This is a genomic window from Protofrankia sp. Cr2 (assembly GCF_963555885.1).
Lineage (GTDB): Bacteria > Actinomycetota > Actinomycetes > Frankiales > Frankiaceae > Protofrankia.
In genome coordinates, this window is sequence record NZ_CAUVXG010000009.1 from 55,583 (window position 1) to 72,895 (window position 17,313).

14 protein-coding genes are annotated in these 17,313 nt (G+C 67.6%); 4 read left to right on the forward strand and 10 right to left on the reverse strand.

Translation table 11 applies throughout. The annotated features are described in order from the left end of the window. Window positions 1–166: 166 nt before the first annotated feature. From U9978_RS06980 to U9978_RS07020, 9 genes are all read right to left on the reverse strand, one after another. The gene (locus U9978_RS06980) at window positions 167–571 is read right to left on the reverse strand and encodes a type II toxin-antitoxin system VapC family toxin (RefSeq protein ID WP_322760227.1); all 405 of its coding nucleotides are present in this window, start codon (window positions 569–571) and stop codon (window positions 167–169) included. After that, window positions 568–849: a type II toxin-antitoxin system prevent-host-death family antitoxin gene (locus U9978_RS06985; RefSeq protein WP_322760228.1), complete on the reverse strand. Its 282-nt coding sequence runs from the start codon at window positions 847–849 to the stop codon at window positions 568–570. Before U9978_RS06985 ends, U9978_RS06980 begins: the two co-directional genes overlap by 4 nt. Window positions 850–913: 64 nt before the next feature. Further along, window positions 914–1,693 (reverse strand): response regulator, encoded by a 780-nt coding sequence (locus U9978_RS06990; protein WP_322760229.1) that lies wholly within the window; start codon window positions 1,691–1,693, stop codon window positions 914–916. A 79-nt stretch (window positions 1,694–1,772) separates the two neighbouring features. Beyond that, on the reverse strand, window positions 1,773–2,672 hold the full coding sequence (locus U9978_RS06995; RefSeq protein WP_322760230.1) for a potassium-transporting ATPase subunit C: 900 nt from the start codon (window positions 2,670–2,672) through the stop codon (window positions 1,773–1,775). 5 nt (window positions 2,673–2,677) lie between these two features. Further along, window positions 2,678–4,897 carry a potassium-transporting ATPase subunit KdpB gene (gene kdpB / locus U9978_RS07000; RefSeq protein ID WP_322760231.1) on the reverse strand — a complete coding sequence of 740 codons (2,220 nt, stop codon included), beginning with the start codon at window positions 4,895–4,897 and terminating at the stop codon, window positions 2,678–2,680. After that, the gene (kdpA, locus tag U9978_RS07005) at window positions 4,897–6,558 is read right to left on the reverse strand and encodes a potassium-transporting ATPase subunit KdpA (RefSeq protein ID WP_322760232.1); all 1,662 of its coding nucleotides are present in this window, start codon (window positions 6,556–6,558) and stop codon (window positions 4,897–4,899) included. Before kdpA ends, kdpB begins: the two co-directional genes overlap by 1 nt. 74 nt (window positions 6,559–6,632) lie before the next feature. Then, the gene (gene kdpF / locus U9978_RS07010; RefSeq protein WP_322747372.1) at window positions 6,633–6,722 is read right to left on the reverse strand and encodes a K(+)-transporting ATPase subunit F; all 90 of its coding nucleotides are present in this window, start codon (window positions 6,720–6,722) and stop codon (window positions 6,633–6,635) included. Window positions 6,723–7,126: 404 nt separating this feature from the next. Further along, window positions 7,127–7,999: an acyl-CoA thioesterase II gene (locus U9978_RS07015; protein WP_322760233.1), complete on the reverse strand. Its 873-nt coding sequence runs from the start codon at window positions 7,997–7,999 to the stop codon at window positions 7,127–7,129. Between the two features lie 10 nt (window positions 8,000–8,009). Then, window positions 8,010–8,903: a FadR/GntR family transcriptional regulator gene (locus U9978_RS07020; protein WP_322760234.1), complete on the reverse strand. Its 894-nt coding sequence runs from the start codon at window positions 8,901–8,903 to the stop codon at window positions 8,010–8,012. Window positions 8,904–9,395: 492 nt separating this feature from the next. Between U9978_RS07020 and U9978_RS07025 the strand changes: the two genes are divergently transcribed. From U9978_RS07025 to U9978_RS07035, 3 genes are all read left to right on the forward strand, one after another. Then, the gene (locus U9978_RS07025; protein ID WP_322760235.1) at window positions 9,396–12,065 is read left to right on the forward strand and encodes a carboxylate--amine ligase/circularly permuted type 2 ATP-grasp protein; all 2,670 of its coding nucleotides are present in this window, start codon (window positions 9,396–9,398) and stop codon (window positions 12,063–12,065) included. Between the two features lie 143 nt (window positions 12,066–12,208). Further along, window positions 12,209–13,993 (forward strand): N-acetylglutaminylglutamine amidotransferase, encoded by a 1,785-nt coding sequence (locus U9978_RS07030; protein ID WP_322760236.1) that lies wholly within the window; start codon window positions 12,209–12,211, stop codon window positions 13,991–13,993. Then, window positions 13,990–16,293: a S9 family peptidase gene (locus U9978_RS07035; protein WP_322760237.1), complete on the forward strand. Its 2,304-nt coding sequence runs from the start codon at window positions 13,990–13,992 to the stop codon at window positions 16,291–16,293. The genes U9978_RS07030 and U9978_RS07035 overlap by 4 nt, the downstream gene beginning before the upstream one ends. Here the strand turns inward: U9978_RS07035 and U9978_RS07040 are convergent. Beyond that, entirely contained in the window at window positions 16,233–16,757 is a 525-nt protein-coding gene (locus U9978_RS07040) for a VOC family protein (protein ID WP_322760238.1), read from the reverse strand. The genes U9978_RS07035 and U9978_RS07040 overlap by 61 nt on opposite strands. Window positions 16,758–17,068: 311 nt before the next feature. On the opposite strand from U9978_RS07040, the gene U9978_RS07045 reads away from it, so the two are divergent. Continuing rightward, window positions 17,069–17,313: formate dehydrogenase accessory sulfurtransferase FdhD (locus tag U9978_RS07045; RefSeq protein WP_416210875.1), on the forward strand; the 245-nt coding region annotated here is incomplete at its 3' end.

Genomic DNA, 17,313 nt, shown 5'->3' on the forward strand with positions numbered 1-17,313 from the left:
GGCCAGGCTCTGCACCGCGTGCGCGGGTGTGCGCGCGTGCGTCCCTGCGGAAGGGTAGGTGGAAAAAGTTGCTATAGTGGCCGTTTCTACCTACGCCCGGCCGTCGGCGGCACGAGGCTTAGGTAGTTTTGGTCGCTATGGCGGTATTTTCTACCTATGCCTCGGGTCAGGACGGTGAGCTCACCGGGAAGCCGAGATCAGTGGCGGCGGCGGCCAGTTCCCGGTCGTAGGTCACAAAGTCGGTCAACTCGCTGCGGAACGGGTCCGCACTGGCCAGGTGGATGGCGTCAAGCGAACCCAACCTCGCAACGCGGTAGGCAACAGCGCGGGCGAGTACGGCGCTGGTGACATCCACGAGATACACGCCTCGCAGCGCCTGGCCCATGAAATAGGGCACCCGCTGGTGGTCGGCACCCGCGCGTAACAAGGTACGGGTGATCTCCAGCTGGGTCAGTCCGCTGGTGACCAGTTCGGTCCCTTCTGCAAGCAACCCACGCCAGGTCCGCAGCGCCGCGGTCTCCCTCTCCTGCTTGATGAACTTCAGCAGGGCGCAGGCGTCGAAATAGATCAACGACTGCGCTCCCGGTCCCGGTCCGTGATGAGAATCTCGGCCAGGCTCTCGACGGCTGGCACCAGATCGGGGATCACATCCGGAATGCCCCGCTCGGCGGGGGCACTGGCGTCTCCGGTGGCGACCATCCGCTGGAGAGCGCCCGGCTGCTCCACCTCGGGCACCATCCGTAGGACCGGCTTGCCGCGGTCCGTGACAACAAGCGAGACTCCGGAGCGCACCCGGGCCACCGCCTTGGAAGGGTTCTGATTGAGTTCTCGTAGCCCGATGGTTTCCACGTGTCGAATGTACCTACTTTATGTAGATACATCAAGTGCCGCGAAGATCTTCATCGTGGCGTGGTCAGGGCTGGAAGCGGTAGCCCATACCGGGTTCGGTGATGAAATGGCGGGGGCGCGCGGGGATCGGCTCAAGTTTGCGGCGTAGCCGTCCCATGTACTCGCGCAGGTAGTGGCTTTGTTCTTTGGGGGAGGGTCCGCCAGTGCGGGGGAGCAGTTGCCGATAGGTGATCAGCTTCTCGGGGTTGCGGAGTAGGACGTCGAGCAGGTGCCATTCGGTGGGGGTGAGCCGGATGGTCACCGGACCTGCGTCTTCGGGCGTGTCGGCGTCCTCGGCATTGCCGGTGTTCGCGGCATTGCCGGTGTTCGCGGCATGGTCGGCGGCCTCGCGGACGCTGACCATGCCGGGCCGACGGGTGATCTGTCGGGCACCCAGGTCGATGATGTAGGCGCCGATCGTTGTCGTGGGTGCCTCCGTGGTCGTCGGAGTACGGCGGGCCACCGCGCGCAGCCGGGCGAGGAGTTCATCGATGCGGAAGGGCTTGGTGACGTAGTCGTCGGCGCCGGCGTCGAGTGCGTCGATCTTGTCCGCGCTGCCTGCGCGCCCGGACAACACGATGATCGGCGTGCTGCTCCATCCGCGCAGGGCGTGGATGACCTCGGTTCCGTCGATGTCGGGCAGGCCCAGGTCGAGCAGGACGATGTCGGGCCGGCCTGTCTGCGCGGTGGCGAGAGCCTGGCGTCCCGTGACGGCGGTGATGACGTCATATCCGCGGGCGTGCAGGGTGATGCGCAGTGCGCGCAGGATCTGAGTGTCATCGTCGACGATCAGGATGCGCGTCATACCTCATTGTCCGAACGTTCCGACAGCGTGGTGTGGGGCGGCGCGGCGGGCGGTGACAGGGCCCGGCCCAGCCTGACTGTCAGCGGGCGGGCAGCGTGTCCAGGGCGAGGTTGAGCTCGACGACGTTCACGGTCGGCTCGCCGAGGAAGCCCAGCGCCCGGTGGGTGACATGGTCGTCGACGAGCGTGCGGACGACCGCCGGGTCGAGCCCGCGGGCCTTGGCGACCCTGGCCACCTGCAGGTCGGCGTAGGCGGGGGAGATGCCCGGGTCCAGACCGCTACCGGAGGCTGTCACGGCGTCGGGCGGCACCGGGTTGCCCGCCGCCTTACCCGGGCCGGGCACGAGAACCCGTTTTCCCGCGGAGTAGTCGTCACCGTATGTCGCGCATTCGACCGCAACCCCTTCGTAGGTGGCGATGAACGGCGCGGCCGGACACTGCTCGTTCACACTGACGACTTTGGTGATCGGTCCCGCATGGCCGGGGTCACGGTAGAACACCGACAGGACCGCGCCGACACCTCCGGCCGTGCAGTAGGGACGCCGGCCGTCGACGCCTTCGAGGTCGCCGACGGCCTTGCTGCGACTGCATACCTGGGTGAGCAGGCTCTGCTTGCTCTCGTCGTCCGTGGTGGCCGGGTCGTTCAGGGTGTCGGTGACGCTTTCCGGACCGAGGTTGGACGCGGAGGTCGCGGTGGGGTCATAGCCATCGCCGGCCGCGGACGGACGGGACTGGAAGTACCTCGGGATCGGGTTGCCGTCGGAGTCGGTGAAGCGTTGGCCGATCAGCGACGAACCGACGACATGACCGTCCACAGCTTTGATCATCGAGCCGTCCGCCCGGTGCTTGAGGCCCGGCAGCTGGGCGATCGCGGTGATCGCCAATGGATAGGCGATGCCAGTGATCACTGTGAGTACCAGAAGTACGCGCACGGCTGCGAACAGGTGCCGGAGTGAGCCGGGCATGCGTGACGAGGCCATTGTGATCACCGAATTCCGGGGATGAACTGGATGACCAGGTCGATCAGTTTGATCCCGAGGAACGGGATGACCAGGCCGCCCAGTCCGTAGATGCAGAGGTTGCGACGCAGCATCGTCGCGGCGTTGCCCGGCGTGTAACGCACACCACGCAGGGCGAGCGGGATCAGCGCAATTATGATCAACGCGTTGAAGATGACCGCGGACAGGATCGCGGACTCCGGGCTGTGCAGCCGCATGATGTTCAGCGTGTCCAGCCCCGGGTACACCGCCGCGAACATCGCCGGGATGATCGCGAAGTACTTGGCCACGTCGTTGGCGATCGAGAAGGTGGTGAGTGCTCCGCGGGTGATGAGCAACTGCTTGCCGATCTCGACTATTTCGATGAGCTTCGTCGGGTTACTGTCGAGATCGACCATGTTCCCGGCTTCCTTGGCCGCGGACGTGCCCGTGTTCATGGCAACGCCGACGTCGGCCTGGGCGAGGGCGGGAGCGTCGTTGGTGCCGTCCCCGGTCATCGCGACGAGCTTGCCGCCCTCCTGTTCCCGTTTGATCAGTGCGAGCTTGTCCTCGGGTGTGGCTTCGGCCAGGAAGTCATCCACCCCTGCCTCGTCGGCGATCGCCTTCGCGGTCAGCGGATTGTCGCCAGTGATCATGATGGTGCGGATGCCCATGCTGCGCATCTCGTCGAAGCGTTCCCGCATGCCGGACTTGACGACATCCTTGAGCTGGATCACGCCGAGGACCCGAGCCGTCGGGCCGGAGCCGGCGTCCCCGGCCGAGCTGCCGGTCACCTCACCGACGACCAGCGGCGTCCCACCGGACGCGGCGATGCCGTCGACAACCTGGCCCGTGCCGTCGGGCACCGGCCCCCCATGGTCGCGGATCCACGTCAGCACCGCCGTTGCCGCGCCCTTGCGGATCTGGCGCCCACCGCCGGCATCCGGTCCGTCACCCGTGAGATCGACACCGGACATCCTGGTCTGCGCGGTGAAAGGAACGAACGTGGCGGTGGACAGCTCACCCGGGGTGCGTTCGCGCAGACCGTAGGTGCTCTTGGCGAAGACCACGATGGAGCGGCCCTCGGGGGTCTCGTCGGCGAGCGAGGACAGCTGCGCGGCATCGGCGAGCACCTGCTCATCCACCTCTCCGACCGGGATGAAGGCACGCGCCTCACGGTTGCCCAAAGTGATTGTTCCGGTTTTGTCCAGTAGCAGCGTGTTGACGTCGCCGGCCGCCTCGACGGCTCGGCCACTCATGGCGAGCACGTTGCGTTGCACAAGTCGGTCCATGCCCGCGATGCCGATCGCCGAGAGCAGAGCGCCGATCGTCGTCGGGATCAGACAGACCACCAGCGACACCAGCACGATGCCGGTGACGCCGTTCGCGTTCAGGGCGGCGCTGTCAGGGATTCCCGGCTGTTGGGCCTTTGAGAAGATCGCCAACGGTTGCAGGGTCGCGACCGCGAGCAGGAAGATGATGGTCAAAGATGCCAACAGGATGTTCAGCGCGATCTCGTTCGGCGTCTTCTGCCGGTGCGCCCCCTCGACAAGAGAGATCATCCGGTCGATGAAACTCTCGCCGGGCCGTTGTGTGATCTCTACGATGATCTGGTCGGACAGCACTCGGGTACCACCGGTCACCGCGGACCGGTCGCCGCCGGATTCACGGATCACCGGCGCGGACTCGCCGGTGATGGCGGACTCGTCGACGCTCGCGATGCCGTCGATGACGTCGCCGTCACCGGGGATGAACTCGCCCGCTTCCACCACCACCCGATCGCCCTTGACCAGGCTCGGCGCGGGGACCCGCTCGATGCGCGCCGAGCCCACGTCCATGCCGGTCTTCCAGCCGATCAGCCGGCGGGCAACCGTGTCGGTCTTGGCCTTGCGCAGCGCGTCAGCCTGCGCCTTTCCTCGGCCTTCGGCAACCGCTTCGGCCAGGTTCGCGAACAGCGCGGTCAGCCACAACCAGATGACGATCAGCCAGGCGAACGTGCTGGGGTCGCGGATCGCCAGCACCGTGGTGAACACGGCGCCGATCTCGACGATGAACATGACCGGGTTACGCCACAGGGTGGTCGGGTTCAGCTTCCTGATGGCGTCCGGAGCCGAGCGCCAGAGCATCCTGGGGTCGAGCAGGCCACCCTGGACCCGCCGGGCCGGTCGCGCAGAGTCCGGATCATGCGCCGGAGCCGCGGAGTTTCTACTCACAGTGGTCGTGGGCATTAGTGGAGACCTTCCGCGAACGGTCCGAGCGCAATAGCCGGGAAGTAGGTCAGCGCGACAACAATGATCGCCACGCCCGTCACCAGGCCGACGAACAACGGCCGGTGAGTGGGCAGCGTGCCGGCCGACGCGGGAACGGGTTTCTGTCGGGCCAGGCTGCCCGCGAGACCGAGCGCGAACACCATCGGCAGAAATCGGGCCGCGAGCATGGATATACCCAGCGCCGTGTTCCACCACGTCGTGTTCACCGAGATGCCCGCGAATGCGGACCCGTTGTTGTTGCCCGCGGACGTCGCCGCGTACAGCACCTCGGACAATCCGTGCGCGCCGGAGTTCAGCATAGCTGCCCGCTCGCCGGGCAGGGCCATTGCCAGTGCCGTGACGACCAGTACGAACGTCGGCGTCGTCAGAATGTAGAGAGAGGCGAACTTCATCTCCCGGCCGGAGATTTTCTTGCCGAGGTACTCGGGCGTTCGCCCGATCATCAGACCACCGACGAACACGGCGAGTACGGCGAGAATGAGCATGCCGTACAGGCCCGATCCGGTGCCGCCCGGGGCGATCTCCCCGAGCATCATGTTCAACAACAGGACCGCGCCGCCGAGGCTCGTGTAGGAGTCGTGAAAGGAATTCACCGCGCCGGTCGAGGTCAGCGTCGTCGCGGCTGCGAAGGTCGCCGAGCCGAGTATGCCGAAACGCGCCTCGGTGCCCTCTGTCGACGCGCCCACAGCGGTCGGCACAGTGCCGTGATGGGCCATCTGCAGACCGTTCACCAGGAATATGCCGATCAGCGCGAGCACGACCATGACGGAGACGATTGCGAGGCCCTGGCGGGTGTCACCGACCATCTTTCCGAAGGTCCGCGGCAGCGAGAAACCGATCGACAGCAGCAGGTAGATCTCCAGCCAGTTGGTCCAGTTCGTCGGGTTCTCGAACGGGTGGGCGGAGTTTGCGTTGTAGAAGCCGCCGCCGTTCGTCCCGAACTCCTTGATGATTTCCTGGCTCGCGACCGGGCCACCGGTCACCGACTGGTTGCCACCGGCGATGGTCGTCACCGTCTGGACGTGGTGGAAGTTCTGGACGACCCCACCCGCGATCAGTACGACTGCGCCGATCACACAGATCGGGAGCAGGATGCGGACAACGGTGCGAATGAGGTCCACCCAGAAGTTGCCGAGCTGGTCGGTGCGGCTGCGGGCGAAGCCGCGGACCAGCGCGATCGCCACCGCGATGCCGACGGCGGCGCTGGTGAAGTTCTGTACCGCGAGCCCGGACATCTGTACGAGATAACCGAGCGTCGACTCACCCGAGTACGACTGCCAGTTGGTGTTCGTGACGAAGCTGACTGCCGTGTTGAATGCCTGCCCCTGGTCCATCCCGGCGAATCCGAGACTGAGCAGCAGATGGCCCTGTAGTCGGAGAAATGCGTACAGGAACAACACGGAAACAAAGGAGAAGACGAGCACACTGCGCAGATAGGTGCTCCATCGCTGCTCCGCGTCGGGATCGACACCGACCGCCCGGTAGATCACTTTTTCGACCTGCAGATGATGCCCGGTCGTATAAACCCGGGCCATGTAGTCGCCAAACGGTCGGTAGGTCAGACCCAGCGCGATGGCGAGAGTGGCGACGAAGATAATCCCCGCCGTCGTGGTGTTCATTGCGCAACCCCTTGCGGCCTCTGGTTGCACCGGGAGATCCATGATGAACCTGCGGTGCGTCGCATTCGGTCAGGTTAGAACTTCTCTGGAAACAGAAGGGCGATGACAAGGAAGATCGTGAGTGCGACGGCCAGGATCAGACCGGTCAGGTTCTCGGCGGTCACAGTTTCTCCACCCCTCGTACGACCAGCCCCAGCACGGTGAATATCGCGACGGTGAGGACGACGAACATCAGGTCACGCACAGCAGATCCTTCCAGCGCGGCAGGGGCCCGGAGACCTCAAGGGAACCGAGTATCGGCCCGGCGGGAGTCGGGGACCAGCGGCTTTGACGCCCTGATGACGCCTGGTCCGGAAAGTTCTACGGCCGTCGGCGGGTCGTCGAACTTTCCGGACCAGGGAGTCGATGCCGGTCGGCGCGGTCAACGGCGGCGTGCAAGTCTGCCTGAGACGCCGAACGGCTCCGAGCGCGGGACGTCGCGAGCCGCGCGCGTCCTGTCGCCGGAGCCGTTGAAAAAGGGCGGAAAAGGGAAAGTCGGAGCAGTCGGAGCAGTCGGTCAGCGCCGGCGTCAGTGCGCCGGTCGCATCAGTCCCTCCTGCGCGACGGAGACGACGAGCCGGCCGTCGGTTGTGTAGATCTCACCGCGAGCGAATCCACGTTCTGCGGACGCAGACGGACTGTCCTGGATGTAGAGGAGCCATTCATCCGCGCGGAACGGGCGATGGAACCACATCGCATGGTCCAGGCTCGCCAATGAGATTCGCGGCCCTGCCGGCGTCCGGTGCGGGAGCACGGTCGTCGTGATCAGGTGGAGGTCGGACGCGTACGCGACCGCACAGGCGTGGTAGAGCGGGTCGTCGGGTAGCGCTCCCCGGGCGCGGAACCATCGCCGCTGGTGGGGAGCGTGGGGATCCCCGAGATAGGAGATGACGGGCGGCTCTGTGGAGCCGTCCTGGGCGCCCGTCGCGATAGGCAGGACATCCAGGTAGCGCAGGAAGAACGGCTCGACACCCCCACTGTCGGAGAAGATCTCGTCGGGTGGCGTAGCGGTGTCCTCGGGCGGTGCTGTCGGGGGCATCGGCGATTGGTGCTCGAAGCCCTCCGTCCTATGGTGGAACGACGCGGACATGTTGAAGATGGCCTTGCCGTGCTGGATGGCGACCACGCGCCGGGTCGTGAAGGAACGCCCGTCACGAATCGGGTCGACCTCATAGATGATCGGCGCCGTGGGATCACCCGGTAGCAGGAAGTAGGCGTGCAGCGAGTGCACCGGGCGATCGGCGGCGACGGTCCGACCAGCGGCGATCAGCGCCTGTGCCGCGACATGGCCGCCAAACACCCTGGTCGGCGCGGTGTGCCAGGACCAGCCGCGGAAGATGTTGGTTTCGATGCGGTCGAGGGTGAGGACCTCGGCCAGGGAGTCGGTCTCGGCGCGGGTCACCTGATCGACGTTACCTACCTGCCGTGGCAACTCCCCCCAACAGGTCGAGGACTGTGGCCTGGTCGTGTCCGACGAAGGGGTTTGTCGCCAGGAGGTGACGCCGCCACAGGTCCTCGGCCGCGGCTGATTCGCCGGCTTCGATCAGGGCCACCAGTTCTCGGTGCGGGCGGCGGTCTGCCGCACCGAGAGCACCAAGCGCACCAGGCATGGTAGGTGCGGCCGGTGTGCTCTCGGGGACCGATCCGCTACCGTGCGCGAGGCTGATGATATGGCGCAGCATGCCGGCAAGCACGATCAGGGTCTGGTTGCCGGCGAGCTCGACCAACAGGCCGCGGAAGTCCGTGTCGGCGGCCAGTAGCTGACCGTGGTCGTCGTTGGCGGCCTCGACCGAAGCGAGGGCCGCCCGGAGCTCGGTGAGATCGTCATCTGTGTGGCGCTCGGCGACCTGGCGGACACAGGGCGGCTCGATGAAGGCCCTGGCCTGGTGGATGTCGGCGAGGGTCGTGCCGCGGTGTTCCAGGACCAGCGCCGCGTAGCGGGCGGCCACGTCACCGTTGGGTGTGTGGACGCGGGCCCCGCCATGGGCGCCGCGGCGCACGCTGATCAGCGCTTCGGACTCCAGAACCCGGAACGCCTCGCGCAGCGTAGGGCGTGAGACACCGAACTGTTCCATCAACACGGCTTCCGGGGGAAGAGCATCGCCTTCGACCAGTTCGCCTCGCACTATCTGACGCCGCAGGTGCGCGGCGACCAGCTCGGCGGTCTTGGGGACGCGTACCTGCCGGCCGATGCGGCCCTCGCCGATCGTCGCTGCGCCCGTGCCGGCGGCCTGCGCCGGCTTTGCCCGCTCGGAGATGTCGACCGGTCCGGTCGTTGCGATGTCGGTTGCGTTCAGTAACGCCATGACGGTCGGCCCCCCAGAGACATCCAGCTGCAGGCGGACGGGGCAAGCTCCCGTGGTCGCACGTCAGCACCCTTCATTCGGAAGATCATCTTGCCGGCGCTGGCGATGTCACCAGAAGTGCCGGTGAGGTTGCATTGTGACATCACAAGGGGGTGATGTGTACGAGGGGTGGTGGGTTGACCGCGAAGTGGCGAGATTTTGTGGCTGATTGTCATAGATGTATACTGATAGTGACCATGAGGGCGCCTTGCCTTAGGCTGTTTCCGGCGGCACTGGCTAGGGCTTGTCCGGTCTCCCGCCGCAGTGCGGCGTTCCCGTTGACATTCGTGTCTGACCGCGCGGGTTCACTGGTCGGATCGGCCGTCCTGGTTGTGCGGGGAAACCGTTACAGGCAGCAGACCTGCGCAGCAACGTCCGAAAGCCTGTCCGGTATCAACGATCGGACAGACTTTGACGTGCTTCTGTAGCCAAATGGCCGTAGCGTCGTCGTCCATGAGCGACGACCGAATCGCGACTGTCGGCGTCGAGGAGGAGTTTCACATCCTCGATCTTGCGTCCCGCCAACTCGTACCGCGGGCCGACGCGATCCTTGACCGCCTTCCGGCCGACCGCTTCGCCGCAGAGCTGTTGAAGTCCGTGGTGGAAACCAACAGCCGTCCCTGCACCGATCTTCTCGACCTGCGAGCCGACCTGGTGGACCTGCGGCGTGAACTCGCGGCGGTCGCTGAACCGCTCGGGCTCGGTCCAGCGGCCGCGGGAACCGTTCCGCTGGTCGATCCGGATGTACTGGAGATCAGCCGCGACCCGCGTTATGAACAGATGCTCGCCGAGTACCAGCTGCTGGCCCGGGAACAGCTGATCTGCGGTGCCCAGGTGCACGTGGACGTCGCCGACCGCGACCTCGCCATGGCGGTGGTCGCGTGGGTCGCGCCGTGGCTGCCGATGTTGCTGGCGCTGTCTGCGAGTTCCCCCTACTGGAAGGGTGTCGACAGCGGGTACGCGAGCGTCCGCACCTTGGTCTGGCAGCGGTGGCCGACCGCCGGTGTCGCCGGTTCGTTCAGCACCGCGGCCGAATACGATCAACTGGTCGCGGATCTGATCAAATCCGGGGTGATCAGCGATCCGGGCATGGTCTACTTCGATGTCCGCCCATCGGCGCACCTACCCACGGTCGAACTGCGCATCTGCGACGCATGTCCGGACGTCGATAACGTCATCCTCATCGCCGGTCTGTTCCGCGCGCTCGTCCGCCGGGCCACTGTGGCGATCGGGATCGGTGTGCCGGCACCACCGCCACGGACCGAACTGTTGCGGGCGGCCACCTGGCGGGCGGCTCGGTCCGGGATCGAGGGTGACCTCGTCGATGTGGCCGGTGCGGGCCCGGTACCGGCGGACGACCTCCTGCGCCGACTGATGGACGAGGTCCGAGCCGAGCTTGAGCACGCCGGTGACTGGGAGTTGGTGACCGACCTCGCCCAGCAGGCGATCGGACGTGGCGGCGCTGCGGCCCGGCAGCGGCGGGCCTTCGCCCGGCGTGAGCGGTTGGCCGACGTCGCCGACCTCATTCTGGCCGAGACGCGTGACGCTCCGCTTGCCCTGCCGGCGTCTGCGTCGGCATCTCCTTCTGCGTCGGCCTCTGCCCCTGGGTCGGCGCCTCCTTCTGCGTCGGCCTCTGCCCCTGGGTCGGCGAGCACGCTCGTCGGTACACCACGGTCCACCCCCGCGGGCGAGCCGAGCCTGCTTCACGGGTACCGCCCCGACGGTTTCGACGAAGTGGTCGACTCCGGTGGCGCGGTCCGTGCCCCGTACCGGACCGTGATGCGGACCCTGGACCGTCTCGGGCCGGCGGTGCTGGCCGAACGCGCCGAGGCGCGGGGCGTCGAGCAGGTCCTGCGCGGGGTGGTGTTCCGGGTGACCGGCGAGGACGCTGCGCGACCGTTTCCCTTCGATCTGGTGCCACGTATCGTCGAGGCCGCGGACTGGTCGCAGCTGCGGACGGGTCTGGCGCAGCGTGTCAGGGCGCTCGAGGCATTCCTGCACGACGCCTATGGCGAGCAGGCGGTCGTCGGCGACGGTGTCGTCCCGGCCTGGGCGGTGCGTGACGCGCCCGGTATGCGGGCCGCCGGATTCGCCGTGCCCGCCGATGCCGTGCGGGCCAGCGTCACCGGCATCGACCTGGTGCGTGACGCCGACGGGAACTGGTTCGTCCTTGAGGACAACCTGCGGGTTCCCTCCGGAGTGGCCTATGCGATCGAAGGGCGGCGGCTGACCTGCTCGGTGTTGCCCGATCTGGTCCCGCCCGGTGGGATCGCCGGGCTCGATGGTGTGCCTGCCCTGCTGCACGAGGCCCTCGTCGCGGCCGCTCCCACCCGGGCGACGGGGGAGCCGACGATCGCGGTGCTCACCGACGGGGCGGACAACTCGGCCCACTTCGAGCACGCCCTGTTGGCAGAGGAGATGGGGGTGGCGCTCGTCGAACCGGGCGACCTCGTCGTCGAGGACGGCCCGTCGGGCAGCGTGGTCCACCGTCTCGACCGGGGTCGACCTCGCCGGGTCGACGTCCTGTACCGGCGTTTTGACGAGGACGAGCTGGCCACCGCCGTGGCCGCCGACGGTCTGCCGCTCGGGCCGACCCTGATCAGGGCGGTTCGAGCCGGAACGCTCAGCCTGGCGAATGCGCCCGGTAACGGTGTCGCCGACGACAAGGTGCTCTACGCCTATGTACCACTTCTGATCAAGTACTACCTGGGTGAACAGCCCGTACTCGACGATGTCAGGACTTACGTCTGCGGCGATCCCGAGCAGTGCGCGTACGTGCTTGATCATCTGGACGAGTTGGTGATCAAACCGGCGGACGGGTACGGCGGGGATGGCGTGCTGATCGGTCCGCGGGCGGACACCGCGGAGCTCGCGACCGCCCGTCGACGCATCCTGGCTGACCCGCGTCGCTGGATCGGCCAGGAGCTGGTGCGGCTGTCGACCCATCCGACCTGGCACGACGGTCGTCTCCAGCCGTGCTCGGTCGACCTGCGCGCTTTCGTCTACCTGGGTGCGGAGGCGATGGTCATACCGGCGGCGCTGACCCGGGTCGCACCGGTCGGCAGCCTGATCGTCAACTCCTCCCGCGGCGGTGGTTCCAAGGACACCTGGCTACCGCGGTAGGGCCTCGCAAGAGGACCCCGGGGTAGAGCTTCGGGAGCGCCTTCCTGCTCGCAACGGTGGCGTCATCTGCTGGAAACGCCGGGCACAGATGGTGGTAGCCACGCCGTCGAGGAAGCCGATGAAGCGACCGACAGGGAGCGAACATGTGCGGTCTGAGCGGGGAGCTGCGGTTTGACGGCGCCGCGGCCGATGTGGACGCGGTGGCCAGGATGGCCGACCGGATGCGCCCGCGCGGCCCGGACGGCAGCGGCGTGTGGGCGTCTGGACCGGTCGCGTTCGGTCACCGTCGCCTGAAGATCATTGATCTCTCGGAGCGCGGTGCGCAGCCGATGGTCGACAGCGACCTCGGCCTCACGACAGTCTTCAACGGCTGCATCTACAACTACCGCGAACTACGTGACGAGCTGATCGCCGCGGGCTACCGTTTCTTCTCGGCATCGGACACTGAGGTGATCGGTAAGGCATACCATCGGTGGGGCACCCGGTGCGTCGACCACTTCGCCGGGATGTTCGCCTTCGCCATCCATGAGCGTGACACCGGCCGCGTCGTCCTCGGCCGTGACCGTCTGGGCATCAAGCCGCTGTACGTCACGGCGAACGCGACGCGCGTCCGCTTCGCCTCGACGTTGCCCGCGCTGCTCGCCGGCGGCGGGATAAGCGGCGACATCGATCGGGTTGCGTTGCACCACTATCTGTCGTTCCATTCGGTCGTGCCGGCGCCGCGCACGATCCTCGCAGCCGTGCGCAAACTGCCGGCGGCCACGGTGAGGATCATCGACGCGGACGGTTCAACCACCGACGAGCGCTACTGGCAGCCGGGTTTCGCCCGTGACCCGGCGTATGAGGGTTGGTCGGCGCTGGACTGGCGGGACGCGATCGGTGAGCGGCTACGCACCGCGGTGCGCAGGCGCATGGTCGCCGACGTCGGCGTCGGTGTGCTCCTGTCCGGGGGGCTTGACTCCAGCCTCATCGTGGCCCTGCTGGCCGAGGCCGGGCAGCGCGATCTCGCGACGTTCAGTGTCGGCTTCGAGGCGGCCGGCGGCGAGTCCGGTGACGAGTTCGCGTACTCCGACGTCATTGCGAACCATTTCGGCACCGACCATCACCAGATTCGGGTCGCCGGTGACCGGCTGCTGCCCGCGATCGAGGCGACCATCGACTCGATGAGCGAGCCGATGGTCAGCCACGACTGCGTCGCCTTCCACCTGCTGTCGCAGGAGGTCGCCTGCCACCTGAAGGTCGTGCAGTCCGGGCAGGGTGCGGACGAGGTATTCGCCGGTTACTCCTGGTACCCGCCGCTGGCCCGGGTCGGACGCGACGATGCGGTCAAGGACTACCTGCGGGTGTTCGCGGACCGGTCGCACAGCGCGATCGAGACCATGGTCGAGCCGGACTACCTGCTTGACGCCGATGTCAGCGCGGCGTTCGTCGCCTCCCACTTCGCCGAGCCCGGTGCGTCCAGCGCGCTGGACGCGGCGCTGCGCATCGACTCGATGGTCATGCTGGTGGAAGATCCCGTCAAGCGGGTTGACAATATGACCATGGCTGCCGGTCTGGAGGCGCGTACCCCGTTCCTTGATCACGAGCTCGTCGAGCTCGCGGCGGCCTGTCCGCCCGAGCTGAAGCTCGCGTCGGGCGGCAAGGGAGTGCTCAAGGCTATCGGCCGTCCGATCATGCCGGCTGCGGTCATCGACCGGCCCAAGGGCTATTTCCCGGTCCCGGCGATCCGGCATCTGTCCGGCTCCTACCTGGACCGGGTGCGCGAGTCGCTCACCGATCCGGTCGCCAAGGCCCGGGGCCTGTTCCGAACAGAATGGGTCGAGGCCATGTTGGCCGCGCCGAACGACAACCGGACCACTCTCGGCGCGAACGCGTTGTGGCAGGCGGCTCTATTGGAGATGTGGCTGCAGACCCAGGGGGTGGCATGACGCTTGAATGGTTCCCGGCCGAGCCACGGCACGTCGGCGTGGTCAGCCCAGGTCCTGGCGCCGGCCCTGGTGACCTGGTGGATGACTGGGTGGCAGCGGCGAGCTGTTCGTCACCGAGTCTGGGACCCGCGGGTGCGGTCGCCTATGTCAGTGATCGTGACGGCAGCCCGCGGCTGTGGGTGCGTGACGCCACCGGTGCCGGGCGGCCGCTGGACACCGGCGCCGGTCAGGTCCGCTCGGTGGCCTGGTCACCCGACGGCGCGTGGATGGCATTCGTGGTGGCGCCCGGAGGCGGCGAGCACACCGAGGTGCGGGTCGTCCGCCCGGACGGCAGCGGCTTGCGGCGCCTCGCCGGCGGTTGGCATCCCGGTGCCCATCCCCACTCGTCCACCGGCTCGGATGCGGGCGCGGCGAGCGCAGCAGGGCTCGGCCGCTGGACCCCGGATGGTACCGCGCTTGCGATCTGCGAGTCCGTCCGGTCAGGTCTGACCCACGTCCTGCTCGTCGACCCCGCAACCGGGCGGCGCGAGCACCTGGCTGTGGGCCAGGCGCTGGCCGTCTGTGACATCGTCGGCGACGCCGTGGCCGGATACCAGCTGTTGCTTCGAGATGGTCCGCGGGGGGCTCGCCGGCTCATCCTCGTCGACTGCGGTACCGGACGCGTCCAGCCGCTGCTTGCCGGAGCCGGCACGGTCGGGCTCGGCCGCTTCGGCCCGCCGCCTGCGCCCGCGCCCGCGCCTGCGCCCGGGACGATCGTCTACCTGCTCTCGGACGCCGGCCGCGAGCGTGTTGCGCTGGTCGCGGTGACCCTGGGAGACGACGGGAGACTGCTGGCCACGGAGGTGGTGGCGGCCCGCGATGACGCTGACCTGGAACGGTTCGCACTGCTTGCGACCGGCATGCCGGCCGGGCTTGCGGGCCTCAGGCCGGCTGGCGGCGCACCCGGCCTCGGCTGGGGAGCGCCCGCCGCGGTGCTGGCATGGAACGTCGACGGACGGACGGTTCTCGACCTGGTTGACCTCGGTTCGGGCAACCGCCTGGCGCTCCCACCGCTGCCGCGCGACGTCGTGGGCAGCCTGCTCGTCCGCGATGGTGGCCGCGGGCTGCTCCTGGCCCTGGTCGGCTCGACCGTCCCAGGTGAGCTGTGGACCTACGACTTCGTGTCGCCCGACGTTGTGTCACCCCAGCCCGGTTATCAGTGTCTGGTCTCCGATGCACCGACAGCGTTCCCGGCGCCGGCGCTCGCTTCCGTCGCCGATCTGGACCTGACCGCGGACCTCGACGGCAAGCCGGGCACCGGGGCGGGCAGTGGGGCGGGCACCGAGGCGTTGCCGCCCGTTCCTCCCCGCCCACGGACCCGGCTGGTCCGTCCGGTGCTGCACCGGCTGCGCGCACATGACGGGCTGACGCTGTCCGGTTGGCTGTACCGGCCGCACGGTGAGCCCGGCCCATGCCCGACCCTGCTGTTCTTCCACGGTGGGCCCGAAGCGCAGGAACGTCCCACATTCGCGCCGCTGTTCCAGGCTCTGGTCACCCGCGGCATTGCCGTGTTCGCCCCGAACGTGCGAGGTTCGGCGGGCTACGGCCGGTCGTTCGCAGGCGCCGACGACCACGCCCGCCGTTTCGACGGGATCGCCGACGTCGCTTCATGCGTGCGGTATCTGGTTGACGCGGGTCTTGCCGACGGCGGGCGGGTCGGTGTCGCCGGGCGCTCCTACGGGGGTTACCTGACGCTGGCCGCACTGGTCACCTACCCGGAGCTGTTCGCCGTCGGGGTCGACATCTGCGGGATGGTGGACTTCGCCACGTTCTTCTCCCACACCGAACCGTGGATCGCAGGTCCCGCGGTGACCAAGTACGGTGACCCGGTGCGGGACGCCGCCCTGTTGCGGGACCTGTCTCCGCTGCACCGGATGGATCGCCTGGCCGCGCCCCTGCTGGTCGTCCACGGCGAAAACGACACCAACGTCCCGGTGTTCGAGGCCGAGCAGACCGTCGCCGCGGCGACGGTGCGGGGAGTGGACTGCCGGTACCTGCTCTTCGAGGGCGAGGGTCACGAGATCATGGGCCTTGCCAACCGTATGGTGTTCGTCCGGGAGACCGTCGAATGGGTGAGCGGCTACCTGCTGGCATCCGATCCGGCGCAGCCACGGGTCGACGGGTCGTCGGTTCCCCGGCAGTCGCATGCCTCGCCGGCATCCGGCCCGCAGCTGTCGGACCGGCAGCTGCGGGACCAGGGTCAGACAGTGACCCCGATGGGGATGGAGATACCCAGGCCACCACGGGTGTCCGCACCGTAGCGCGCCTTCTCCCGGGCGATGTCAAGCGGCTGGATGCTGGTTTTGGCCGCGAGTGCGGCGTCGTCGAGCAGGTGCGCGGGGATCAGCCAGACGACCTCGAACTCCAGACCGTCCGGGTCGTGTGCGTACAGGCTCTTGGTCGTGCCGTGGTCGGACGCGCCGACCAGCGCCCCGGCCTCGGCGAGCCGGCGCGCGGTCGTCTCAAGCTCGGTGAGGGTGCCGACCTCCCACGCGATGTGGTACATGCCGACGGTTGAGCGCCCCGCCTGTGAGGCGCCGGCGGCCGCGCCGATCTGGAACATGCCGATGTCGTGGTCGTTGGTGGAGTCCGGCGCGCGCAGGAACGCGGCCTGGCCGGGTACCGCCAGCACGGTCTGGAAGTCGAGGACGTCGGTGTAGAAGGCGGCCGTGCGTGCGACGTCGCGTACATAGAGGACGACGTGGTTGAGGCGGTGGATACCCATGGTCATCTCCTTGCGGCCGCTTTGACGCCAGCCATTTCAGCGCCTGCCTATTTCTGTTGAGCCTTCAACTATCTCCACGGTACCTCGAGTCGAAGGCGGCGATCCGGGTCCTGTGGTGACCCACCCTGCATGCCCGCAGGCGTAGGTAAAAAAGGGTGCTATCACGACGAAAACCACCTAACGCCTGGGTGTCCGCGGGCCGTCCAGTAGGTGGAAATCGTCACTATCACGACGGAAGCTACCTACCGTCACCGGGCGGCGGTCACTGGAAAACGCAGCGGGAGTACGGCAGTGTGGGCGGGGTGGGACGGGTGACGGTGCGCAGACGGGTCCTGCGGATTTCCGTCGACGGCGAGCGCGCGGCGCGGCCCGACAGCCTGGCCGGTGAGGAACCGCTGGAGCTGCGGGTCGGTGGTAAGCCGTTGGCCGTCACCATGCGAACACCCGGGCAAGATATCGATCTTGTTCTGGGTTTTCTGGTCGGCGAGGGGATCATTGGCGGTGGGTCGGACGTCGTAGCGATACGTTACTGCTCCAGGGCTGGTAGTGACGCCAT